The 21,486-nt window shown below is 45.5% G+C and carries 25 protein-coding genes; 15 read left to right on the forward strand and 10 right to left on the reverse strand.

The genetic code is table 11. The features are described from left to right. Positions 1-5: 5 nt before the first annotated feature. A complete protein-coding gene (locus IDJ77_RS07585; protein WP_191188335.1) occupies positions 6-1,127 on the forward strand; it encodes a glycoside hydrolase family 76 protein in 1,122 nt (373 codons plus the stop codon). 127 nt (positions 1,128-1,254) lie between these two features. Next, positions 1,255-2,181: a class I SAM-dependent methyltransferase gene (locus tag IDJ77_RS07590; RefSeq protein WP_191188336.1), complete on the forward strand. Its 927-nt coding sequence runs from the start codon at positions 1,255-1,257 to the stop codon at positions 2,179-2,181. Between the two features lie 44 nt (positions 2,182-2,225). Here the strand turns inward: IDJ77_RS07590 and IDJ77_RS07595 are convergent, their stop codons facing one another. Further along, entirely contained in the window at positions 2,226-2,828 is a 603-nt protein-coding gene (locus IDJ77_RS07595) for an FMN-dependent NADH-azoreductase (protein WP_191188337.1), read from the reverse strand. Positions 2,829-2,939: 111 nt separating this feature from the next. On the opposite strand from IDJ77_RS07595, the gene IDJ77_RS07600 reads away from it, so the two are divergent. From IDJ77_RS07600 to IDJ77_RS27930, 3 genes are all read left to right on the forward strand, one after another. Next, positions 2,940-3,293: a winged helix-turn-helix transcriptional regulator gene (locus IDJ77_RS07600; protein WP_191188338.1), complete on the forward strand. Its 354-nt coding sequence runs from the start codon at positions 2,940-2,942 to the stop codon at positions 3,291-3,293. Between the two features lie 75 nt (positions 3,294-3,368). Continuing rightward, positions 3,369-4,352 carry a 23S rRNA (adenine(1618)-N(6))-methyltransferase RlmF gene (gene rlmF / locus IDJ77_RS07605; RefSeq protein ID WP_191188339.1) on the forward strand — a complete coding sequence of 328 codons (984 nt, stop codon included), beginning with the start codon at positions 3,369-3,371 and terminating at the stop codon, positions 4,350-4,352. Positions 4,353-4,417: 65 nt separating this feature from the next. Further along, positions 4,418-5,893 carry a gliding motility-associated C-terminal domain-containing protein gene (locus IDJ77_RS27930; protein WP_191188340.1) on the forward strand — a complete coding sequence of 492 codons (1,476 nt, stop codon included), beginning with the start codon at positions 4,418-4,420 and terminating at the stop codon, positions 5,891-5,893. Positions 5,894-5,898: 5 nt separating this feature from the next. Here IDJ77_RS27930 and IDJ77_RS07615 read toward each other — a convergent pair whose 3' ends face one another. Then, a complete protein-coding gene (locus IDJ77_RS07615) occupies positions 5,899-6,216 on the reverse strand; it encodes a hypothetical protein (protein WP_191188341.1) in 318 nt (105 codons plus the stop codon). Positions 6,217-6,339: 123 nt separating this feature from the next. On the opposite strand from IDJ77_RS07615, the gene IDJ77_RS07620 reads away from it, so the two are divergent. Further along, on the forward strand, positions 6,340-6,492 hold the full coding sequence (locus IDJ77_RS07620) for a hypothetical protein (RefSeq protein ID WP_191188342.1): 153 nt from the start codon (positions 6,340-6,342) through the stop codon (positions 6,490-6,492). A gap of 1 nt (position 6,493) precedes the next feature. On the opposite strand, the gene IDJ77_RS07625 is transcribed toward IDJ77_RS07620, so the two are convergent. From IDJ77_RS07625 to IDJ77_RS07635, 3 genes are all read right to left on the reverse strand, one after another. Then, positions 6,494-7,132, reverse strand: a complete 639-nt coding sequence (locus tag IDJ77_RS07625; RefSeq protein ID WP_191188343.1) for a DUF47 domain-containing protein — start codon at positions 7,130-7,132, stop codon at positions 6,494-6,496. Positions 7,133-7,216: 84 nt separating this feature from the next. After that, positions 7,217-9,043, reverse strand: a complete 1,827-nt coding sequence (locus IDJ77_RS07630; RefSeq protein ID WP_191188344.1) for an ATP-binding protein — start codon at positions 9,041-9,043, stop codon at positions 7,217-7,219. An 87-nt stretch (positions 9,044-9,130) separates the two neighbouring features. Then, a complete protein-coding gene (locus tag IDJ77_RS07635; protein ID WP_191188345.1) occupies positions 9,131-10,117 on the reverse strand; it encodes a GlxA family transcriptional regulator in 987 nt (328 codons plus the stop codon). 104 nt (positions 10,118-10,221) lie between these two features. Here IDJ77_RS07635 and IDJ77_RS07640 point away from each other — a divergent pair, with 104 nt between their 5' ends. Genes IDJ77_RS07640 through IDJ77_RS07665 form a run of 6 tightly spaced genes read left to right on the forward strand, consistent with a single transcriptional unit; the run spans position 10,222 to position 12,774 of the window. Beyond that, complete coding sequence (locus tag IDJ77_RS07640; protein WP_224751002.1) at positions 10,222-10,437, forward strand: hypothetical protein; 216 nt, start codon at positions 10,222-10,224, stop codon at positions 10,435-10,437. A gap of 33 nt (positions 10,438-10,470) precedes the next feature. Beyond that, entirely contained in the window at positions 10,471-10,875 is a 405-nt protein-coding gene (locus IDJ77_RS07645) for a VOC family protein (protein ID WP_191188346.1), read from the forward strand. A gap of 42 nt (positions 10,876-10,917) precedes the next feature. After that, entirely contained in the window at positions 10,918-11,460 is a 543-nt protein-coding gene (locus IDJ77_RS07650; RefSeq protein ID WP_191188347.1) for an SRPBCC family protein, read from the forward strand. Positions 11,461-11,472: 12 nt separating this feature from the next. Then, on the forward strand, positions 11,473-11,898 hold the full coding sequence (locus tag IDJ77_RS07655) for a VOC family protein (protein ID WP_191188348.1): 426 nt from the start codon (positions 11,473-11,475) through the stop codon (positions 11,896-11,898). 20 nt (positions 11,899-11,918) lie between these two features. Then, complete coding sequence (locus IDJ77_RS07660) at positions 11,919-12,302, forward strand: DoxX family protein (protein WP_191188349.1); 384 nt, start codon at positions 11,919-11,921, stop codon at positions 12,300-12,302. A 40-nt stretch (positions 12,303-12,342) separates the two neighbouring features. Beyond that, positions 12,343-12,774 (forward strand): hypothetical protein, encoded by a 432-nt coding sequence (locus IDJ77_RS07665; RefSeq protein ID WP_191188350.1) that lies wholly within the window; start codon positions 12,343-12,345, stop codon positions 12,772-12,774. A 334-nt stretch (positions 12,775-13,108) separates the two neighbouring features. Here the strand turns inward: IDJ77_RS07665 and IDJ77_RS07670 are convergent, their stop codons facing one another. Then, positions 13,109-15,016 carry a beta-N-acetylhexosaminidase gene (locus IDJ77_RS07670; RefSeq protein ID WP_191188351.1) on the reverse strand — a complete coding sequence of 636 codons (1,908 nt, stop codon included), beginning with the start codon at positions 15,014-15,016 and terminating at the stop codon, positions 13,109-13,111. 224 nt (positions 15,017-15,240) lie between these two features. On the opposite strand from IDJ77_RS07670, the gene IDJ77_RS07675 reads away from it, so the two are divergent. Continuing rightward, on the forward strand, positions 15,241-16,635 hold the full coding sequence (locus IDJ77_RS07675; RefSeq protein WP_191188352.1) for a Gfo/Idh/MocA family protein: 1,395 nt from the start codon (positions 15,241-15,243) through the stop codon (positions 16,633-16,635). A gap of 194 nt (positions 16,636-16,829) precedes the next feature. Here IDJ77_RS07675 and IDJ77_RS07680 read toward each other — a convergent pair whose 3' ends face one another. From IDJ77_RS07680 to IDJ77_RS07690, 3 genes are all read right to left on the reverse strand, one after another. Continuing rightward, positions 16,830-17,813, reverse strand: coding sequence for a glycoside hydrolase family 43 protein (locus tag IDJ77_RS07680; RefSeq protein WP_191188353.1), 984 nt, complete (start codon positions 17,811-17,813; stop codon positions 16,830-16,832). Positions 17,814-17,815: 2 nt separating this feature from the next. Further along, entirely contained in the window at positions 17,816-18,562 is a 747-nt protein-coding gene (locus IDJ77_RS07685; protein ID WP_191188354.1) for a YdcF family protein, read from the reverse strand. A 171-nt stretch (positions 18,563-18,733) separates the two neighbouring features. Further along, positions 18,734-18,943: a sensor histidine kinase gene (locus IDJ77_RS07690; protein ID WP_191188355.1), complete on the reverse strand. Its 210-nt coding sequence runs from the start codon at positions 18,941-18,943 to the stop codon at positions 18,734-18,736. A 246-nt stretch (positions 18,944-19,189) separates the two neighbouring features. On the opposite strand from IDJ77_RS07690, the gene IDJ77_RS07695 reads away from it, so the two are divergent. Together IDJ77_RS07695 and IDJ77_RS07700 are read left to right on the forward strand one after the other, a co-directional pair. Continuing rightward, positions 19,190-19,717, forward strand: a complete 528-nt coding sequence (locus tag IDJ77_RS07695) for an outer membrane beta-barrel protein (RefSeq protein WP_191188356.1) — start codon at positions 19,190-19,192, stop codon at positions 19,715-19,717. A 236-nt stretch (positions 19,718-19,953) separates the two neighbouring features. Next, positions 19,954-20,625 (forward strand): response regulator transcription factor, encoded by a 672-nt coding sequence (locus tag IDJ77_RS07700; protein WP_191188357.1) that lies wholly within the window; start codon positions 19,954-19,956, stop codon positions 20,623-20,625. 226 nt (positions 20,626-20,851) lie between these two features. Here IDJ77_RS07700 and IDJ77_RS07705 read toward each other — a convergent pair whose 3' ends face one another. After that, a complete protein-coding gene (locus IDJ77_RS07705) occupies positions 20,852-21,484 on the reverse strand; it encodes a gluconate 2-dehydrogenase subunit 3 family protein (RefSeq protein WP_191188358.1) in 633 nt (210 codons plus the stop codon). Positions 21,485-21,486: the final 2 nt, after the last annotated feature.

Below are 21,486 nucleotides of genomic sequence, written 5' to 3' on the forward strand. Positions count from 1 at the left end.
TACCTATGAAAAAAGTATTTTATGTAATGGCCATGAGCATGCTCATCACAGCCGTTAGCTGCAGTAAGGGTGCCGAAGGCACCAAGCCGGTCGATACCAAACCGGTAGACACTACCCCAACCTCCTTTACTGCTGCCGATGCTACCACCGCTTACACGGCCTTTAACCGGTATTTTTACAATGCCAGCGCCAGGCTGTATTACAGCACTACCCGCCGCGATGGCCTGGCCGCCATATGGACGCAGGCCATTTACTGGGACATGGCCATGAACGTTTACGAGCGAACCAAAGACCCGGCGCAAATGACCATGATAAACGATATGTACCAGGGCGGTTTTAACCAGTACGACGGTTATAACTGGGACAATACCACCACCTGGTTTATTTATGATGATATGATGTGGTGGGTAATGGCACTGGCCCGCGCCAATCAGCTTACCGGCAATGATGTTTACCTGCAAAAAGCTAAAGCCGGTTTCAACCGCGTATGGAATGGATCTTATGACCCGGCAAACGGCGGCATGTTCTGGGATTTTAAACATAGCGGCAAAAACGCTTGTATCAACTACCCAACGGTTATCGCGGCTATGCGGTTATACAAAATTACAGGAGATGCAAGTTACCTTGATAAAGCCAACTCCATTTACGCATGGTCGAAAACAAATCTGATGGAAGCCGCAACCGGCCGCATTGCCGATCATAAAATTGGCAATAATCCACCGGGATACGAGGATTACACCTACAACCAGGGCACCGCGATAGGCGCGGCTATCGCGCTCTATAAAGAGACAAAGGAAGTAAGCTACCTGGATGATGCCAAACTGGTGGCAGGCTACACCCAAACTAAAATGTGCAGCAACGGACTTTTGCCCGCCGAGGGCGATTTTAACGAGCAGGGCGTATTGAAAGCCATATTTGCCCAGTATATGATGCAGCTAATAACCGATGGCGGCCAAAGCCAGTACCTGGATTGGGTACGTAGCAACATCAACACCGGCTGGAAAAACCGCGATACCGACAGGAACCTCACCTTTAGGAATTACGCTATCCACTGCCCAACCGGCGATATCCAATCTTACGAGGCAAGCAGCATTGTAACGTTTATGCAGCTTTGCCCTCCAAAATAGTAAATTCCATCACAACAATTGAGAAAGGCGCTCCCGTAAATGGGTAAGCGCTTTTTTTGTATGGATGAATTTAAAGCGGCAATGCAATTAATGCCGGTATATTTGCGAATGAACACCGCCCCAGTTTATGATCGAAAATAGCGACGAAGCAGCTTTGCAGGAAATCCGATCAGATCTGGGACCGGTACGTAGTAATACGCTTCTTTATCAGCCTAAGAACTTTAGCGCCCGTGTGGAAGCGCTGGACTTTATCGACTTCCACATTATTGGGCATATCGATGCGTTGATAACCCAAATAACCCCGCCGGATGAATTGCTTTTGTTAAGAAACGAAGCAGACAGAATAGTACAGGAACTCGGGCACATCAATAGTAATCTTTTTGAGGAACTCCGGGCAGCTATCCAAACAGGCACATATAAAGCAAAAGGCTTTAAAAGCCTTATAGAAGAATGCACAGACCTTGAATTAAGACCAGGTGGAGAACAAGAGATTGGCTACGATAACCTTGATGTTTTTATGAATGGCTTGTTGCCCGGTCCCGCTATCCCCACGCCGGTACAAACACTGGAGGAGGGAATGGTTTACTATCAGAAAACACCGGCGAGAATTGTTTTTGAAATAATAGAGCAGATCCGATTTAACGGGAAGGATGTGTTTTTCGATATCGGTTCCGGACTGGGGCAGGTAGCCATGCTGGTAAACCTGCTTGCCGGTATCAAGGTTAAAGGCATTGAGTTTGAGCCTGCGTTTTGCACTTATGCAAGCGAAGTTGCCGGCACGCTTAATTTGCCTGATGTAGAATTTATGAATACCGATGCCCGGGAAGCTGATTATTCGAATGGTACCGTATTCTTTATGTACACGCCATTTAAGGGAACGATGCTGCTGCAGGTTTTAGATCGCTTAAAACAAGAGTCATTGCGGAGAGAAATTACGGTGATCACCTATGGACCCTGTACGCCCGAAGTAGCTTTACAAGGCTGGCTGTTTCCCGCCAGCTCGGTGGATGGGAGTATTTATAAATTAGCGGTTTTTACCAGCGAAATGATCTGAAAAGAAAGCAATGGGAAGCAATGCGTTCCCATTGCTGTGGGCACTTAGTCTATAAGGATACTCTCAACACCCTTTTCTATGGCGGTCTCTTTTACGCCAGGTACCATGGAACCCTCTATCCTGAAAAAAGAGATATCAGCCATTCCCAGGAAGCTTAGTGTTGCCCGCAGGTAGGGTTCAATGAAGTCGAAAGCTTTCATCGGCCCTTCGGTATAAATCCCGCCCGATGTGATGGCTACGTATACCTTTTTGCCTTTTATCAGTCCCTCGGGGCCATTTTCATCATACTTAAAAGTAACTCCCGCGCGTGCAATATGGTCTATCCAGGCTTTTAGGGTCGAAGGGATCTGGAAGTTGTAAAGCGGTGCACCTATCACAATAATATCGGCATTCCTTATCTCCTGTATGGATTCGTCTGAATGCTTTATAGCGGCCTCGTGCTCGGGCGTTCTGTTTTCTGCCGGGGTAAAAAATGATGTCAGTTGCGCTTCCTCCAGGTGGGGAAATGGTTTTTTAGCCAGGTCTTTCTCCACTACAATGCTGCCCGGGTAGGTTTCTTTTATCTTGCTGATGATCGCGTTCCCCAGTTGGATGCTCAGCGAAGCGGCACCCCTCGGGCTCGAAATGATATGAAGTATTTTTTTCATGTTGTTTATATTTTATGTGAACAAATCTATCTACATTTGCTTATAAAATATTAGTAGTATACAAAAGGTTAGTAGTAACCTTTCTGTTAGTAAGTTGAAAATAAGTAAGTTATGAGTTATGTTGAGCCGGCTGGCAAAGAGTGTTCTGTTGCATTAACATCCATCGGCGATGCGTTGTATGTAATTGGCGGTAAGTGGAAATTACGGGTAATACTCGCCCTGCGCGAGGGGAGCAAGCGTTTTAACGAGATCCAGCGGGCCATCGACGGCATTTCGGCAAGGGTATTATCCAGCGAACTGAAGGAGCTGGAGATGAATGGCTTTGTTACCCGGATTGTTCATACGCAGATCCCGGTGGTGGTAGAGTACCAGATAACGCCTTATGCCGATACGCTTGGCAATGTATTGCAGGCATTAGCAGAGTGGGGTGCCACGCACCGCGACAAACTGCGCCGCGAAAGGTAGTTTGATAAAGCAATTGTTTGCTGCCTGTGTTTGTACAGGAATGCCGATATTTGCGGCATCGCTATAAATTAAACTATGCCATCAGCCGAAAAACAAAAGCCCGCCGAGAAAGAAAGTTTGCATCCCCGCAATTTGCACCGGGCAGGCTATGATTTTGATAAACTGATCAAGGCATCGCCTACCCTACGCCCGTTTGTTAAGCTGAATCAGTACGAGATCGAGTCGATTGACTTTGCCGATGCGGAAGCGGTAAAAGAATTGAACCGGGCTTTGCTTAAATTATTCTACGGCATCAATTACTGGGACATCCCTGCGGGATACCTGTGCCCGCCAATACCCGGCCGCGCAGATTATATCCATTACATTGCCGATCTGCTGGCAGAAGGCTATGGCGGCGCTATCCCTACCGGGAAAAGCATTAAAGTTTTGGATATTGGTGTTGGCGCCAATTGCGTTTACCCGCTGATAGGCAACAGTGTTTACGGCTGGCAATTCACCGGTACCGATACCGACGCCGAGGCTATCCGCTGGGCAAATAAGATCGCGTCTGCAAACCCGGAATTGAGCTCATCTATTAAAATTCGTCCGCAAAGCAACAAGGCCAATATATTTAAAGGCGCAATTACGCAGGGCGAAATATTTGATATTACGATATGTAACCCGCCCTTTCATGCCTCGCTGAAAGACGCGCAGGCAGGTACATTAAAGAAACTGCAGAACCTGAATAATGGCAAACCGCAACAGCCGCAGCTAAACTTCGGGGGAAAAAATACCGAGCTATGGTATCCGGGCGGCGAGGTGGCGTTCATCCGCAACATGGTTGATCAGAGCGCGCTTTTTGCCGATAAGGTGCTGTGGTTCTCTACCCTCGTATCCAAAAAAGACACACTTGCTGCGGTATACCGCGCCTTAAGTAAAGTAAAAGCCATAGAGGTTAAAACCATCAATATGGCCCAGGGCCAAAAGGTGAGCCGCATTGTTGCCTGGACATTCCTGAGCGAGGCCGCGCAACGCACCTGGCGCAATACGTATTGGAAAGGCACGGAATCAAACATTTAACATTGGTTCGGTAAGCAATACTCATAAAACATTCTTATTTTTAGCAATACCAATTAACCCGATACGTGAGGCCCGGCATTGCTGTAACCCTGTTTTTCCTGCTTTTTAATATGGTTGCTTTATGCAAGGCTGGCAACAGTTATGTAGTGAAGCCAGTTACCACCCAGCAGGATACTACAAAAAAGGACAGGCCCAAAAAAACAAACGCCTGCAATACCATTGGCAACCTTACCGGCAATACCTGTATTGGCAGCACGCTCACCGCCTCTGCTACCGACCCGATTGAATCTGTTGAGTGGATATACGAAAACACCACAACGGTTGCTAAGCAAGCCGCACAAAACACACCATACACCTTTAAAGCCGACATCGCCGGTAAGTACTTTGTTAAAATAGTTACCAAAGCCGGCTGCGAGATCAACTCCAATGCTATAACCATTACCAACCTTAAGGTGCCGGTGATTACGATCTCCACACGATCTAATATTATTTGTGCGGAGTACCCTAACCCATCCTTTACCGGTGTGCCAACCTATAACGGCGATCGGGCAACCTATCAGTGGAAGGTAAATCATATCAACGTTGGTCCGTTAGTTACTGATGTTAGCATACCATTTTCTCCGACAGGATTAAAAAAGGGGGATGAGGTGACTTGCGAAATGACGAGTACCGACGTGTGCATTACTACAAATGTGGTGCAAAGCAACCCTATTAGGATAGATGATATCCCGGCAGAGAACCCCTCGGTCAGTATTGAACGGAGCGATACAAAACCCTGCGCAGGGAGCGCCGTGGTGTTTACTGCTATCCCGGTGAACGGCGGAGATGCGCCTGATTACCAATGGTATGTAAACCTGGTGGCAGCCCCAAACGGGAATGCCAAAACATTTACATCAAGCCAGCTAAATGAGGGTGACAGGGTTACCTGTACCATGTACAGTAACGCGAAAGTATGCCAGGCAAGTACAACGGCTGCCAGTTTGCCGTATACGGTAACGCTTATCCCGCTGGTTACACCAAAAATAAGCATTACCCCCGTCTCGGTTGAAGCCGGCGTATCTATAACATACAAAGCAACAATAGAAAACGCGGGAACCAGCCCTTTGTATCAATGGCAGATAAATGGCGTAAATGCGGGCTCGGGATCGGATACTTTCATCGCTTACAAGCTGGTACCCGGCGATTTGATCACCTGTGTTTTAACAAGCAATGCCGATTGTACCACCAGCGATATTGTTACTTCCGATCCTGTGGTGAACAATGCAACCATACCTTTTAGGCCAACCACAGCCAACTTGTTTACGCCCAATGGAGATGGCGTGAATGATACCTGGAGTTTTCCCGGGGTAGATGCTTTTAGAAATGCTAAAGTGAGGGTGTATAACCGTTATGGCCAGCAGGTATTCCATTCAACAGGTTATGTTGAGGAATGGAATGGAAAAACAAACGCCGGAAAACAATGTCCATCCGGCGTGTATTATTATTTCATAAACCTCGATCAAACCCAAACCACCGCGGGTTCGGTTACCATTATCAGGTAAGCTAATTATCCGGCTACCTTTTCGGCCTTTGGCTTAGTAGTTTTTGCTGCTTTTGGTTCAGCAGCAACAGTTTCTTTTACTACAGCAACTTCTTTAGCTTCAGTTGCTGCTTTGGCAAGAGTGTCTTTATCTACTTTAACTTCTGCTGAAAGTTTTTTAGCTAAATTTTTAGCCGTTTTTTCAATTTCTTTTGTTGTTTTTTTGGAGGCGACACCAAGTTTTTCGGCTGCTTCTTTTAGTTGGGCAACAAGTGTTGCTTTAATAGTTTCGGTTGTGTTTTTCCGGGCGGATTTTACTAAGGCCTTCAGTTTATTTTTTTTCATAGCTGCGAATTATTGTGCAAAGATAGGTTACTGTAAGGTTAATCCAATGTTATCATTATGTTAAGCATATTATAAGTGCTTAACATTGACCCAATTAGGCACGCCTATTGCTATGTTATAATCATGCAGATCAATTATTACGAAATCGGATTAGTGGCTCTACTGGCCGTAGGGGTGGTAATATGGTTAATAGTACGTAACCGTAAAGATGAAAAAGCGTTTGAAAAAGATGAGCTGACCGATACCATCGATTCATCTGACCCGGATAAGGAATAGCCTACTTGTTTTTGATAATGATGCTCTCTATCACCACTGTAGCGTGTTCGCACTTATCGGTAGTGCGCTCCAGAGCGGCTAATATCTCCGTATATTTGATTAGTTCTACCGAGTTTTTTTCGATCTCCATAACCGCGCTAACGGCTTTGCCCGATACCTGGTCGGCATAATGCTCCAGCTGCTTAATTTTATTACAGTTGTCTTTTATCGCATCCGAGTTATCTAAATTACTCAGGCCCGTAACAGCTGCCTGCAATTCCATACAGCTTTCTATAATAATACCCGCTAATTCTTTGATAGCCGGGCTTGCCGGTTCTGATTGAAACAGGCTATATCTGCGCGATGAAATATGGATATAATCGCAAATGTTATTGATTGAAGAGGCCAAAGCATACATATCGCTGCGGGCAAATGGCGATACAAAGGCCTTTGCCGAAGCCAGGTAAACCTTGTGTTTTACCTCGTTCCCTGATTGTTTAAGGCGGCTTATTTGGTTAAGCTGAATATTATGGTCTTCCGATTCGCCACTTACCAATTTAAATAGCAGTTCGGCCATTTGTATATTGATAGTGCACGATTGGTCGAACAGGTCAAAAAATGCGCGGTCTTTTGGTACCAAAAACTTTAACAGGGTTGCCATGTATTAGCTATTTGCTACAAACCTACAAAAAGCATATTAAGCCTGTGTTAATGTTTGGTTTTATATAGGCAATAAGCTTTAAAATTACATCCCCGGTATAAATATTTCTATCCGCGTGCCTTTAAGCTGTTCGCTTTGTACCTGCATCTTACCATCCAGCAGGTTTACCCGGGCGGCGATATTTTTCCAGCCGATACCCTTAGATTCATCTATTTTACTGGCATCAAAGCCCTTTCCGTTGTCTTTGATGCTCAGTGTAAGGTTGCTTTCTTTTTGAACGATATCAATATCGATGTGCGTTGCCTGCGCGTGCTTCATCATATTATTTAGTACTTCCTGCACAATGCGGTATATCGAAAGCTCGTTGGGCTTGGCAAACTGGTATTGCCTGATATCTTCGGGCACGTTCAGCATCACCTCGGTACCACCCGCCAGGTTCACCTTTTGGCAAAGATCCTCCAAGGCGGCAAACAGACCGAAATTAAGCCCTTCGGGTATCAGGTTGTGCGATATGTGGCGAACTTCGTTAATGGTTTTATCGACTAAATTAAGGGCGTTGTTTACCGCGGGCACTTCTGCATCCTGTGGTTGTAACACCGAGATGTTCATTTTGATGACCGAAAGCATCTGGCCAATGCTATCATGCAGATCGCGGGCTATGCGGATGCGCTCTTTCTGCTCGCCTTCAAAAAGCGATTTGGTTGCTATCTCCTGTTGCTTAAATACTTCGGCCTGCAGGCGTTTTTCCTGCTTGTATTTATTTTTGCGGATGATAAGGAAGGCTAAAGATACCCCCAGAATTAATAATATAACCGAGCCAAACAGCCAGTAGTTTTTGCGGCTTATTTCAAACTGCTGTTGCTGTATCAGTTTTTGCTTGCGTTCGGTTTCAAACTTTACGTTCAATTCCGATAGCTGCCGGGTGTTATCCAGGTTGATGAATTTGTCTTTGCTTTGGGCATACAGCTTATGATATTCAAAAGCGCTTTTGTAATCGCCCGCTTTAGCTGCCGCGTCCCCCATACTATCATAGGCCGATTCAACAATTTCGATAGCGTTTATTTTTGTGGCGATAGCTATGCTTTTTTCGCAATAAAGCTTGGCGTTTTTAAAATCGCCCAGCTCGCCATACAGGTTGCCGATATTATTATAAGTGGCGGCCATCATCCACTCATCACCGGTTTTTAAAGAAAGATCTATTGCTTTGAAGTTGTACTGTAACGAGGCAGCATAGTCTTTCTGGAATTTGTATACAATGGCCACATTGCTAAGCGCCATAGCTATTTTTGCCGGGATGTTCTTTTTAGTATAAACATCCAGCGCGTTCTTATACGCTATTATGGCCTTATCATATTTTAGCTGCTGCTCGTAAACGGTGCCTTTATTGTTTTGGCAATCGGCGGCCAGTTCCTCTTCGTTAACTTCAAGGGCCAGTTTTTCGGCTTTTTCGTAATAGCTTAAAGCCTCTTCAAACTTTTTCCAGCTGATGTAGAGCGCGCCAATGCCTTTATAAATATGCGCGGTTAAGGTTTTATCGCCAACGTCATCCGCTTTATGCAAAGCCTTTTGGTAGATCCCTAACGATTTTACATTCTCTCCTTTATCGGCATACATCCGGCCCAGGCTAATGTTGGCTTGTATAAAGGCTTTGGCGTTGTTGGTTTGCGTTGCGGCCAGGGTAATTTCGTTCAGTAGCACTTCGGCGGTATCTGCACTTCCCTTTTTCAGATAAGCCTTAGCCGCGTCTAATTTAAGGCTGAGGTTATCAGGCTGCCTTTGCAATTCGCTTAAAATTTGGGGCAGGGTTTTGGCAGGAGGTGGCGTTTGCGCCCAATTAAATAAAGGGATAATAAACAAAGCCAGGGCCAATACTAATGGCTTTGCGCTAAAATTAAAAGAAATATTTACCATGAATTAGGAAAAATAATATCCTATAATAATACAGGTATTTTATTCGAAACTCAAAAGATTAATATGCCGATAAGTTGTTTTTAGGTATTAATGTGCTGCCACCGCTATCTTATTATACTTATTACGGTATTCCACCGGCGATACGCCGGTTATTTTTTTAAATGTTTCGCGGAAGGCTTTGGTATCGGTATAGCCTACGTTGTACATCACCTCGTTAACGTTTTCGCGCAGGGTTTCGAGGCTCATTTTAGCGGCCTCTATGCGTACGCGTTGCATATATTCTACCACGGTATTGGAGGTGGCTTTTTTAAACCGGCGCTCCAGGTGCCTGCGGCTCATGGCCAGGGTTGATGCTAAGTGGTCCACCGTAATTTTGCCGGCGTAGTTTTGCTCTATATATTCCTGCGCTTTTTTAATGGTGTTATCTTCGTGATTTTTTTGCCCATGGAAAATAATGAATAACGACTGGCTATTTCGCTCGATATCTATCTCGAACATTTTGGATGAGGTGATGGCCATATCTCGTCCCGAGAACTTTTCTACCAAATATAGCAGCAAGTTCAGCGAAGAATAGGCACCGCCGCTGGTGTAAATGCCACCTTCGTCTGTAATGATTTTATAAGGCATCAGGTTAATATCCGGAAACATCTGCCTGAATTCCGCCGCTGCCAGCCAGTGGGTGGTGCAACTTTTCCCCTTCAGCAAGCCGGTTGATGCCAGTATGAACGCACCGATGCAAAGTGAAACCACCTCGGCGCCACCTTTGTACTGCTTAGTTATCCATGGGATAAAATCTGCATTATCACTTACTACTTTAGCCATATCGCCATGTACCGCCGGGATAATGATGAGGTCGGTTTTCGCAACCTCGCCAATCGTCAGGTCGGGCTTTATCACAAATAAGCCGTTTCCAAGCGTGGTCTCTTTACTTAGCCCCACGAGTTGGATCTTAAACAAGGGGGCTTTTTTCATCCTGTCGAAAGCGTTGTTCACCTCGGTAAACATTTTATAGGTCGCTTCTATATTGCTTAGGCTGGCATTGCCCTGCGGAATAAGGATCGATATGTGTTTCATAGTATCAAAAGTAAATGGAAACTCCGTCGCAATCAACCCCTTAGAATGTCGTAATTACACCCCGGCGCTTGGGAAAAAGCAATGCACCTTTGTAGTGTCAGCAAATGGATATGGTAGAAGTTTTCAAAACAAATGTGAACGATGCAAGCAAATCGCAGATGTTGATAGGCCTCATCGCAGCACGCTTTACAGTGCGCCGGGTAAATTTCGACCTGGAGGATTGCGACAAAGTACTACGAGTAGAAGGCCCGGAGTTTTGCCCGAAACAGGTAATTGCCCTGCTACAGTTAAACGGGCACCATTGCGAAGTACTTATTTAAAACACTTATATTTATTTAACAAAACAATAAGCCATGCCTAAAATTAATGCATACATCGGGTTTAACGATACCTGCCGCCAGGCAATGGCGTTTTACCGGGAAGTTATCGGTGGAGAGCTAACGCTGCAGGTAGTGAAGGAATCACCAATGAAAGATATGTTCCCGGGCTCGCACCAGGATATGATCCTGCACGCCAGCTTAGAGAGCAGCGATTTTACATTATTAGCAACCGACTTGCCGGGAAATTCATCGGTATCGCCGGGAACCATAACGCTGATGCTCACTTATGAAACTAAAGCCGAAATGAAAAGCGCTTTTGATAAGCTGGCAGAAGGTGGAAATGTTACTCACCCGATAATGGAATTCTTTGCCGGTACTATGGGAAACCTTACCGATAAATTTGGCGTGAAATGGGGCGTATTTTCAGCGGAAAAATAAGTAATTTACACGTTGTAAACCCTAATTAAAAGCCCCACAATTATGAATATCCTTTTCATCATCCTGGCAATAATCGCAGCGATAGTTGTGTTGTTGCTGCTTGCCGCCGCCTTTGCCAAAAGCGATTATGCCGTAGAGCGCGAAATAACCATTAACAAACCGGTAGCGCAGGTTTTTGGCTACGTGCGAAACCTGAAAAACATGGATAATTACAACAAGTGGGTGATGGTAGACCCCATGATGCAGAAGGATTATAAGGGCGAAGATGGCACCGAAGGTTTCGCCTACGCCTGGGATAGCGACAATAAAGCCGGCCGCGGCGAGCAGGTGATCAAAAAAATTGAGAACGGCAAGCGGATAGATATCCAGATAACTTTTGTAAAGCCTTTCGCCGGAGTATCAGATTCCTATATCATCACCGAGCCTGCTATTGATAACAGCACTTTGGTAAAATGGGGCTTTGCCAGCAAAATGCCTTATCCCATGAACGCTATACTGCTGTTTATGGATATGGGCGAAATGTTGGGCAAAGACTTGGTCATCAGCTTGCAAAACCTGAAACAGATCATAGAAAAACAACCATAAAATATAAAACAGATGGCAACGTTCAATCCGTATTTAAACTTTTTGGGCAATACCGAAGAGGCCTTTAACTTTTACAAAAGCGTATTCGGCGGCGAATTTACTTTTCTGCAGCGCTTTAAAGATACCCCGCACGGCGGGCAGATGAGCCCCGAAGACCAGGAAAAGATAATGCATGTGGCCCTGCCCCTTGGCAGAAACACTACGCTGATGGGTACTGATGCACTGGAAGCATTTGGGCACACTTTAACCTTCGGCAACAATTTCTCTATAGCCTTTACGCCCGATAATTTGGAGGATGCCCACAGGTTTTTTAATGGGATATCCGAAGGTGGCGTTGTGCAAATGCCGCTTGAGAAAATGTTTTGGGGTGCCTGGTTTGGGCAGTGTACCGATAAGTTCGGGCTGCAATGGATGGTGAATTTAGAAATTAAAGAATAAACTATTAAACCTTAAATATTATGAAGATCGCGATGATTATTGTACGCACCCTGATGGGGCTGATGTTCCTTTTTGCATCAGTGGTAGTACTGTTTAAAATTGACATGGGCAAAATGCCGGAGATGAGTGAAGCCAATAAAACTTTTATGGCGGGGATAATGGCTTCTGGCTATTTAATGACATTTATCAAAGTAACGGAGTTAGTTTGTGCCATAGCCTTTTTAATTGGCAGGTTTGTTCCCCTCGCTACGGTTGTGATATTCCCGATAACGTTAAATATATTATTGACACATATTTTCGTTGCGCCGGAAGGTATCCTGATGGCCGTATTGTTATTGATTGGAAACCTGTTCCTGGCCTGGTATTACCGTAAAAACTATGAGCCGCTTTTGGCAATGAAATAATAGCATCTGCTTTATTCTCTAATCCCCTTATATTTGCGGGATGAAAAAAATATTGCTGTTTGTGTTTTTCCTTTCGGTAGTTAGCGTTACCGGTAAAACCGTGCATCATAATGATACCATCCCCGAGTTTATGAAGGGGAAGTTTAAGGATGATTACGGCATTAAATACGAGATAAGCGATACCCTGTGGACACAGTTGCCACGTAGCAAATACCGTATTGTTAAATGGAATTTGCAAGAGCAATACCTGGTGGCGCGCAATAATGATGGCAACCCCGGCGAAGGCGGCCTATACACCCGGATAGATTTTATGGAGTTTAAAAACATGTCGCCCTGGAAATGGGGCTATTGTTTAACCGCCTACGACGCTAAAACCGATGTAATAGCCGAAAGCATGGCCAAAGCAGATCGCAAGCGTCCCAAAACCGGCTGCAACGGTTTTCCCTTTTCCCGCATGAAAATAAACGAATAGGGGGGCAGTTGGCAGTTAGCAGTAAGTTTTCAGTATACAGTTAACGGCCTAAAGTAAGTGCAGATCTTGCGCCATCGGCGCTATAGCTTTGTAGAAGTCGTATAATTAAAGTAAATGTGCGCCGTAGGTGCTACCCACAGGTCGGCTGATTAAGGGTAGCACCTACGGCGCACTATTTATCTGTACTAATTTTTCTACAAAGCGGTTGCTCCTAACGGAGCATTGGAACTTAGCAAACCAACTACGAAGCGACGCCCAATTAGGCTACTTAATGCCAACTGAAATCCACTCCATGCAAGGCACTGCCAACTGCCAACCGCCCACTGCTAACTGACTAATTCCCCGCTCTTTTCTGTAACTCTGCTACGGGCATAATCAATTGGCGGCCAACCTGGGTTTTACCTTTGTAGGTAACCACCTTTAGCTGTGTGGCATCAATAGGTACTAAAAGTGTGCTGGTGTATTTTGGGTAAAACCTATCAGGCGATGAATTATCAAAGCTGTAGTAAATATCAAGTCCGGGTATTTCAGGCGTAAGGGTTACACCTAAGCTCTTATCCGCATTGCGGATGGCTTTGAACGTTGGATCATAAACGCTTGGAGAGTATTTGGTTTCGCTCAGGTCGAAACGTGCGAATTGTTTCTCCACCTTGGGGAAGAAAACTGTAAAATCCTTCTTCGCTTTTGGCGACCATACCGATTCCGACACCGCCAGCGCACGTGGCCATATCATATATTCCACCTGGCGGAAATTGTACACCTGCTCTGTCCAAAGGTTGGCTTGCCCGCCTTTTATCAGTTTAGCGTCAACGCCGTCCGGCACCGGCTCAAACTCATAGGTTTTGCTCAGGCGAAGGGTTGCGTATACTGGTGGCTCGGTTATCTTATCGCTTTGCATGTAATCCAGGTAAACATAAGTGGTTGGGCTCATTACCACCTCGTGGCCCATTTTGGCAGCTTCTATACCACCTTTTATACCGCGCCAGCTCATCAAGGCAGCATTGGGGCCAATTCCGCCTTCCAGTATCTCATCCCAGCCCATAAATTTTTTGCCCTTGCTTTCTACTATCTTCTCTACGCGTTTTTCAAAGTAGCTTTGCACTTCTTCCATGGTTTTAAGGTTTTCTTTCGCCATCAGTGCTTTTACCTGGTCGCTTTGCTCCCAAAAGTTTTTAGCGCACTCGTCGCCGCCCATATGTATGTATGCAAAGGGGAAAAGCTCCGCTATTTCACCTACCACTTTATCTAAAAATTCGTAAGTGTACTCGCTGGCAGGGTTAAGGCTGTTATCTACCAAAGCCGGGTGGCCGGGTTTCGACCAATCCATGATCTTCTCGCCAGAACGCACCTTGTATTGATCCGCCCCCTGGGCGGTGGCTAACTGCGGATAAGCAGCTATAGCTGCAAGGCTATGGCCGGGTACATCCACTTCGGGCATAACATCTACAAACCTGTCCTTAGCATATTTTACAATTTCGCGGATATCGTCCTGGGTGTAAAAACCGCCGTAGGTACGTGGTTCATCTGCCGGTGGCGGTATAAAATCGCCAAAGGCACCTTCACGTTTTGCATTATAGGCACCCACGGTTGTTAAGCGGGGCAGGCTTTTTATTTCTATCCTCCATCCCTCATCATCGGTAAGGTGCATGTGCAGCAGGTTAAATTTGTATTTAACCATATCGTCGATAAAATGCTTCACCTCCTGCTTGGTAAAAAAGTGGCGCGATACGTCAAACATCAAGCCCCTCCACTCAAAGCGCGGATAGTCAGTAATATCTACCACAGGTACGGCCCACGTTACATTTTTAGCAACCTCCAGGCCTTCAATTTCCTTTGGCAGTAACTGCATCAGCGTTTGCACGCCGTAGTATAAACCGGCGGGTTGGTTGGCGCTTATGGTGATGCCTTTAGCTTTTACCGATAAAAAATACCCCTCTTTGCCAATTGTCGCATCGGCTTTTTTATTAAGCACCAGTTTAATGGTTGCAGCCGGTGCTGTTGCCTTTACTGTTACCACTTTGCCTGCTGCCGTGCTGAATTTTTTCTTCAGCAGATCCAATATCGGGGTCATTTCGGGCTGCGAACTGCTTTGCACCACCACAATTTTTGGCAGGGTAAACTGCCCGGCATGTTTGGTAATTTTAACAGGTTCGGGGATGATGGCAATATCCGTGGCGGCTTGCTGCGCAAAACTTAACGAACCAATAAGGCAGAAAAATGCCAGTAAGGATAATTTTTTCATTGATAATAAATTGATGGTTTATAAGGGGGTATCGGGATGCAATTTATAACTTTTTAAATTAAATTAATAAGTTTTTTTACAACAGTATCTTTCAGTGCTTTAGCGCCAAACTTATTATCGCGAAATAAAATTTCATTTTAGTTTTTTTGTTAAATTGCCCTTTATACATCTCACAATTGCGCCTGCAATTTTATAAACCAATTATTAAGCTTAATTATTAAAACATGTCAACTGATCGCAGAAAATTTCTCAAACACCTGGGTACTTCGGTTTTGTTAACCTCCGCTTCGCTCACCAGTTTGGCGGCGAAAGAGGAGAACGAGATACGGGAGTTACGCGCCCAAAAACGCATCACTCCAAATGATAAAATACGTATTGCCACCATTGGCATGGGTATTATGGGCTTTAACGATACCAATGCGGCGCTTACCACAGCGGGCGTGGAACTGGTTGGCGCCTGCGATCTGTACCAGGGAAGGTTAGCACGCGCTAAAGAAGTTTATGGTTCAGGCTTATATACTACAGGTAATTACCGGGATATTATAGACCGCAAGGATATCGACGCAATTATCATTGCCACCAGCGATAACTGGCACAGCCAGATAGCTATTGATGCCATGCGCGCGGGCAAAGCCGTTTATAGCGAAAAACCAATGGTGCACCAGATAAGCCAGGGCCTTGCCGAAATAAAGGCACAGCAGGAAACTAAGATGGTTTTCCAGGTGGGTAGCCAGCGGGTGAGCAGCATTGCTTATAAAAAAGCAAAGGAAATGTATGAGGCCGGTGCTATCGGCAAGATTAATTCTATCGAAGCATCGTTTAACAGGCAGGATGCCCTGGGTGCCTGGCAATATACTATGCCGCTGGATCAGTCGGTACAAAATGTGGATTGGGCAAGGTTTCAATCCAACGCCAAAGTTAAATATGATTATGATCCGAAACGCTTTTTCCGCTGGAGAAATTATCGTGAATACGGCACCGGTGTAGCGGGCGACTTGTTTGTGCACCTGCTGAGTGGCATCCATTTCATCACCGGCTCTAAAGGCCCTGAGAAGATCTACTCCATCGGCGACCTCGCCTACTGGAAGGATGGCCGGAACGTGCCCGATGTAATGAGCGCGGTTATCCATTATGGAGAAACCAAAGAACACCCTGCTTTCCAGGTTACCTTACGGGTGAACTTTGTGAGCGGCGATGGCGGCTCCAGCACTACAAAAATTACAGGTTCGGAAGGGGTGATAGACCTGGGCGGCGAAGGCGAGGGCTTCAGCATCCGCAAAAGTAAAATGGCCGAAGCGCCGGGCATTGGCGGCTGGGATTCGTTATTTACCTATACCGAAGCGCAGCAAAAAGCTTTGATGGACGATTATAATAAACGCTATACCGAAGCGCAAAGAACAAGGCCGCATTTCCCGGATGTAACCTACCGCGCACCTGATGGGTATAACGCCTCCAACGACCACTTTGCCAACTTTTTTGATTCAGTACGTAATAAGACCAAGGTAGTTGAAGACGCGGTGTTTGGCTTTAGGGCCGCCGCACCTTGTTTGGCCTGTAACGATAGTTATTTCGAGAACCGGGTGATCCGCTGGGATGCCGAGAACATGAAGATAGTTTAAGTGTGATGTTTTCAAATGAAACGGCCGTGGGTGTATGCCTGCGGCCGTTTTTTTTGTTAGCGTATAATTACCCAGCCCGCCACTTTAGTTTCTAAAGTAGGCGAGCCATTACCTGGGCATAACAGTTGCTCACCGCCAGCATGGCGATTATGTAGGTAGCAATATGAAATACCCGTTTCACAAATCTTTACCCATCACTTTAGCTTTTGGGCTGTTACGCCCGTATTTGTAATTTTTACCGGTTTAATAAAGCCTTTGGCATCAAATATCATTTTATCAATGCAGGTTACCCTGTGGTTACCATCAGTTTCGGTAAGCGGGCGGCGGTGGTACACAATATAATATTCGTCCTTACCCGGTACTTTTATTACGGAGTGGTGCCCCGCCCCGGTTGCCACGGCAGCATCCTGTTTTAAAACGGTACCTATGCGTTTAAAGGGGCCGTTCAGATTATCAGCTATGGCATAGGCCACGCGGTAGTCGGGGCCGGTCCACCCGCCTTCCGACCACATAAAGTAATATCTGCCGTTTCGGATAAACATCACCGGGCCTTCTACATAGCCCTCCGGCGTAATAGACCGGAACATGGTACCATCGGCAAAAGGCACTACCGCCGTAAAATCATCTTTTAGCTTCGCGATGTTGCAATGCCCCCATCCGCCATAAATAATATAGTACTGCCCGTCTTTATCTTTAAAAACAAACTGGTCTATCGGCTGCGCGCCGTTGTAAAACTTATCTATCAAAGGCTTGCCTAAATAATCTTTAAAAGGACCTTCGGGCTTATCGGCTACGGCTATGCCTATGCCGCCCACAGTTTGGTCGTTCTGGATATCATTGGCACCGAAGAATAAATAGTATTTGCCTCCTTTTGCTACAATAGCAGGAGCCCACATGGCGCGTTTTGCCCATTTCACGTTAGATGAATCAAGCACGTTATCGTGTTTTTTCCAGGTGATAAGATCTGAGGACGAAAAAGCATCGAAGTGTACCTGTTTGTTGTATTTATCGGAGTAGGTGGGGTAAACCCAGTATTGCTTACCAAATATGGTGGCTTCCGGGTCGGCATACCATCCCTCAAAAATTGGATTGCCCGATGTTGTTTTTTTAAGAGTTTGCGCCTGTGTGTATTGCAGGCCAAGTGCGGATAAAAGGGAGAGTATAAGTAATCGTTTCATGTTCATTTTAGCTGTGCTACCACGTAGCCAATTAATTCTTTAATATAAGTGTTCCAGGTGCCGTACACTACCGTGTCGGGCAAAATATCCCATAAAGATATGCTTCCTCTGTTGGTTTTATAATAGTCGCAGGGGTATGCAACCACCGGTAGCCCGGCCTTTTTAAAGATCAAAAGCGCCCGCCGCATATGAAAGGCAGAAGTTACCAATAAATATGGGGGTTTAAGCGTTGTTTTTTTTAATATAGCTTTTGAGAATGAGGCGTTTTCAAAAGTGTTACGTGCCTGGGTTTCAATGAGTACCGCGCTATCTGGGATATTCAGTTTACGAAGCTCGGCCTGCACAAATGTCCCTTCGCGGAAGCCGCTTGGGTTAAGGTTGCCGTTGCCGCCGGTAACCAGTAGGTGCGATGCCGTACCATTCTGCAAAAGCTTTACTGCCTCGGTATAGCGGTCGGCCGCATCATTAAAAAAAGGATGGCCATTTGCGTCTTCAGTCGCAAAGCCACCTAATAAAATAATGCTGCTGTATTTGGTAGTGCCCGGGTTGTAGGGTTTAATGTCCCAGGCATTTACGTATAGTCTCATTAACAATGGGTTGCCAAAAAGGTATAACAACACCACCGAGCAGATAAGCAGCTTGCGCGCCCGTTTGGTGTTTTTGGTGAAAATGGCATATAGTAACAGGCCAAACACCCACATAAATGGAAGTATAAGTATGTAAAGTACCTTAGATAGAATGAAATACATCGGTTTTATTATGGCGGTACAATTTAACTCATTTTTATGTATTTGAGGTGTAACGAAAAATTTATTGTAGACGCCTGACGTTAAACTGTGCTAAGGGGATCACTATTCAACCGGGACAAAATATCTACCACAGTACCCTGCCCAGGCCCTGAATGGTAAGCTATTGTACCCTTAATAGGCTATGCGGGGTTGAATATTTTTTAAACCGATGCCGGTACAATCTTCGGATTTACTGTTGTCAAAGCCTATCCCGTTATCTTTAATAATGGCGCTAATACCTGCGGCGGTGCGGTTTAAGGTGATATTGAAGTGAGTAGCTTTGGCATGTTTAATAACATTGTTAGTGCTTCCCTGTATAATGCGGTAAAGCATGGTTTCCATAGTGCTTTCCAGCTTGTTTTAAAGCCGGAAGCCTTCAGCGAAACTTTCAGACTGTCGGCATCTATCTTTTCGTTAAAGCTCTTCAGACCCGACGCGATGCTCGGGCGCAGCAGTATGTTCGGCATCATCAGGTGCGTCGGGTAATCAAAAATACTACATATGTGGTATTGATGCCGGCCTCCAATTCCGCTTGCTTAGTACTATTAAAAACATCAATTATTCACTAAACACAAAATCCTTAAAACAATGAAAAAAATCGTTACACTGGTTATTGTTATGCTGGCAGCGGTAACAACCTCAAAACTTTACGCGCAAGATGGCGACTACAAAAAATTCTCGCTTGGCCTTGGCTTCGAAGGCGCGCTGCCTGTTGGTAACTTAAACAATGCCTACAGCTTTGGCGCGGGCGCTACCATACGCGCAACCATCGGGCTGGATGCTTCGAGCGCGTTTACCATTACTTCGGGTGTCATCGCTTTTATCCCTAAAGACCTGGGCAGCGGTTATAAATTAAAAACACAGATCAATATCCCAATCAAAGCAGGCTACAAATACATGCTGAGCGACAACTTCTACGCCATTGGCGAAGCTGGTATCACCATTGCAAAATCATATGCAAGCAACGGTAACGGCGGCACGGTATCAGCAAGCGGTTCATCGTTTACTTACGCTCCGGGCCTTGGTTTAAAACTTGGCGCGCTTGATCTGAGTGTTAGGTACGAAGGCTACAGCGGTGCGGGCTTCATCGGCACACGCCTGGGCTTCAATTTCTAAAGCAAATTACCAACCCATTGCCATGAACACATTAGTATTGGTATTGATAACCATCGGCGTTATGTTTATTGGCTTGCGCAAGCCCGAAGGCAGCAACAATAAAAGTTGAAAGCGTATATTACTTAAACCGTTATTATCATAACTCGTACGCAGATATTTAAAAAGCTGCCCCGTGCAGGCGGGGTGGCTTTTTAAATATTATTCCCTATTTTTATAAACCTATTTCCCTCAACATCATGAGTATACCGGTTGCCATTGTTGATGATAAACGCATATTGCGCCAGTCGTTAAGCGAGCAGATAGCTTATTACAAAGAGATCAGCGTTGTGTTACAATCTGCCGATGGATCTGCTTTTTTAGAGGGAATGAAGGTTTTTAAAGCAGATGAGCGCCCCCAAGTGGTGCTTATGGATATTGAAATGCCCGTGATGGATGGCATAGAGGCGGTACTCATCGCCAAAGAAATTTACCCCGATGTACACTTTTTGATGCTTACTGTTTTTGATGATGACGAGAAACTCTTTGAGGCCATTAAGGCGGGCGCAAGCGGTTATTTACTGAAAGACGAACGGGTATCGAACATTGTAAAAGCCATTACCGAAATTGTTTATGAAGGCGGGGTGCCCATGTCGCCCCGGATAGCACGCAAAGCCCTGGCCATGCTGAGGAACACTTCTGAAGCGGTTGAGCAACCCAAAGAAGATGCCGATGACTGCTCACTATCCTCCCGCGAACTGGAGATCCTGAACCGTATTGTTGACGGATTAAACTACACCCAAATAGGCGAGCGCCTTTTCATCAGCCCGCATACCGTGCGCAAGCATATAGCCAATATTTATGAAAAGCTGCACGTATCCAATAAAGCATCAGCTATTAAGATAGCCCTGAGGAAGAAGTGGTTTAATTAAGAGACAGCGCATGATTAATATTGCGCTTTTGTGCATCTGCAGGTATGTCCGGTTATCAAAAGCTACTATGCTTTTAGCCTATAGGAAGTATTAACCAACAGGCAATTAGCCTCCTCATCTATGTTAACCCAGATAAAACGTCAATATATTGACTATCAAATAGTTGAGTTAATTTCGATTTGAATTATGTTAAGTTATGTTAACCCTTTTGCTATCTCGAGCGCAATTATACCACCAAATTTTCCAATCCGTACTGCTTCAATACATCGGCAGGCACCCCTACCCATTTATTGGGTGAGTTACCGGCGAAGCCAAGATCTTTTACCCCCATTTCGGTAGTGAAGAAACCGGTTGCGGTAAGATCGCGCATGCGGTTAAAAAAGGCTACGCCCTGCTGCATTTCGGGTTTGGCTTTCGCCGGGTAGGCTATCTGGTCAACCATTTCTATCTGCTGGGCAGAAGAACTCGCCACAAAGGTTTTGCCGTAGCGGTTAAGTGCCTGTACATCCAACCAGCGTAAACCGCCGCGCATCGGCAGCTGATGATCTGGGATGTCTTTTACAATAAATTCGATAAACTCAGGCACCTTGGCATCAGATGCACTGCCCGATTTTGCGTCTTTGGGGATAATGATATTCGCCAGCACGGTGATGGTGGCCATCTCGTGTTCGGTAAAAAACTTATCGGCAAGCAGTTTCTTTTCCCGCTCCAGTTCTTCGGGCTGGCGGCCCGGGGTGCCCCCGGCAATCGTTTCGGCGGTTTCGGGTGTGTTTTTATCAGGCGTTTTGCAGGCTTCCAGCAATACGGTTGCCGATAGGGTGCCAATTCCAAGTGCTTTTAAGGAGTCGCGTCTGTTCATGA

Source organism: Mucilaginibacter pankratovii (genome assembly GCF_014773265.1).
GTDB classification, from domain to species: Bacteria; Bacteroidota; Bacteroidia; order Sphingobacteriales; family Sphingobacteriaceae; genus Mucilaginibacter; species Mucilaginibacter pankratovii.

What these genes read in the sequence shown, in the direction of transcription:
- IDJ77_RS07640 (WP_224751002.1), top strand. Translation starts at nt 10,222, where the DNA reads ATGGATATGGTAGAAGTTTTCAAAACAAATGTGAACGATGCAAGCAAA.
- IDJ77_RS07685 (WP_191188354.1), bottom strand. Translation starts at nt 18,562, where the DNA reads ATGTATTTCATTCTATCTAAGGTACTTTACATACTTATACTTCCATTT.
- IDJ77_RS07650 (WP_191188347.1), top strand. Translation starts at nt 10,918, where the DNA reads ATGAATATCCTTTTCATCATCCTGGCAATAATCGCAGCGATAGTTGTG.
- IDJ77_RS07635 (WP_191188345.1), bottom strand. Translation starts at nt 10,117, where the DNA reads ATGAAACACATATCGATCCTTATTCCGCAGGGCAATGCCAGCCTAAGC.
- IDJ77_RS07680 (WP_191188353.1), bottom strand. Translation starts at nt 17,813, where the DNA reads ATGAAACGATTACTTATACTCTCCCTTTTATCCGCACTTGGCCTGCAA.
- IDJ77_RS07630 (WP_191188344.1), bottom strand. Translation starts at nt 9,043, where the DNA reads ATGGTAAATATTTCTTTTAATTTTAGCGCAAAGCCATTAGTATTGGCC.
- IDJ77_RS07700 (WP_191188357.1), top strand. Translation starts at nt 19,954, where the DNA reads ATGAGTATACCGGTTGCCATTGTTGATGATAAACGCATATTGCGCCAG.
- IDJ77_RS07705 (WP_191188358.1), bottom strand. Translation starts at nt 21,484, where the DNA reads ATGAACAGACGCGACTCCTTAAAAGCACTTGGAATTGGCACCCTATCG.
- IDJ77_RS07675 (WP_191188352.1), top strand. Translation starts at nt 15,241, where the DNA reads ATGTCAACTGATCGCAGAAAATTTCTCAAACACCTGGGTACTTCGGTT.
- IDJ77_RS07595 (WP_191188337.1), bottom strand. Translation starts at nt 2,828, where the DNA reads ATGAAAAAAATACTTCATATCATTTCGAGCCCGAGGGGTGCCGCTTCG.
- IDJ77_RS07695 (WP_191188356.1), top strand. Translation starts at nt 19,190, where the DNA reads ATGAAAAAAATCGTTACACTGGTTATTGTTATGCTGGCAGCGGTAACA.
- IDJ77_RS07600 (WP_191188338.1), top strand. Translation starts at nt 2,940, where the DNA reads ATGAGTTATGTTGAGCCGGCTGGCAAAGAGTGTTCTGTTGCATTAACA.
- IDJ77_RS07615 (WP_191188341.1), bottom strand. Translation starts at nt 6,216, where the DNA reads ATGAAAAAAAATAAACTGAAGGCCTTAGTAAAATCCGCCCGGAAAAAC.
- IDJ77_RS07660 (WP_191188349.1), top strand. Translation starts at nt 11,919, where the DNA reads ATGAAGATCGCGATGATTATTGTACGCACCCTGATGGGGCTGATGTTC.
- IDJ77_RS07585 (WP_191188335.1), top strand. Translation starts at nt 6, where the DNA reads ATGAAAAAAGTATTTTATGTAATGGCCATGAGCATGCTCATCACAGCC.
- IDJ77_RS07655 (WP_191188348.1), top strand. Translation starts at nt 11,473, where the DNA reads ATGGCAACGTTCAATCCGTATTTAAACTTTTTGGGCAATACCGAAGAG.
- IDJ77_RS07625 (WP_191188343.1), bottom strand. Translation starts at nt 7,132, where the DNA reads ATGGCAACCCTGTTAAAGTTTTTGGTACCAAAAGACCGCGCATTTTTT.
- IDJ77_RS07620 (WP_191188342.1), top strand. Translation starts at nt 6,340, where the DNA reads ATGCAGATCAATTATTACGAAATCGGATTAGTGGCTCTACTGGCCGTA.
- IDJ77_RS07690 (WP_191188355.1), bottom strand. Translation starts at nt 18,943, where the DNA reads ATGGAAACCATGCTTTACCGCATTATACAGGGAAGCACTAACAATGTT.
- IDJ77_RS07590 (WP_191188336.1), top strand. Translation starts at nt 1,255, where the DNA reads ATGATCGAAAATAGCGACGAAGCAGCTTTGCAGGAAATCCGATCAGAT.
- rlmF (WP_191188339.1), top strand. Translation starts at nt 3,369, where the DNA reads ATGCCATCAGCCGAAAAACAAAAGCCCGCCGAGAAAGAAAGTTTGCAT.
- IDJ77_RS07670 (WP_191188351.1), bottom strand. Translation starts at nt 15,016, where the DNA reads ATGAAAAAATTATCCTTACTGGCATTTTTCTGCCTTATTGGTTCGTTA.
- IDJ77_RS07645 (WP_191188346.1), top strand. Translation starts at nt 10,471, where the DNA reads ATGCCTAAAATTAATGCATACATCGGGTTTAACGATACCTGCCGCCAG.
- IDJ77_RS07665 (WP_191188350.1), top strand. Translation starts at nt 12,343, where the DNA reads ATGAAAAAAATATTGCTGTTTGTGTTTTTCCTTTCGGTAGTTAGCGTT.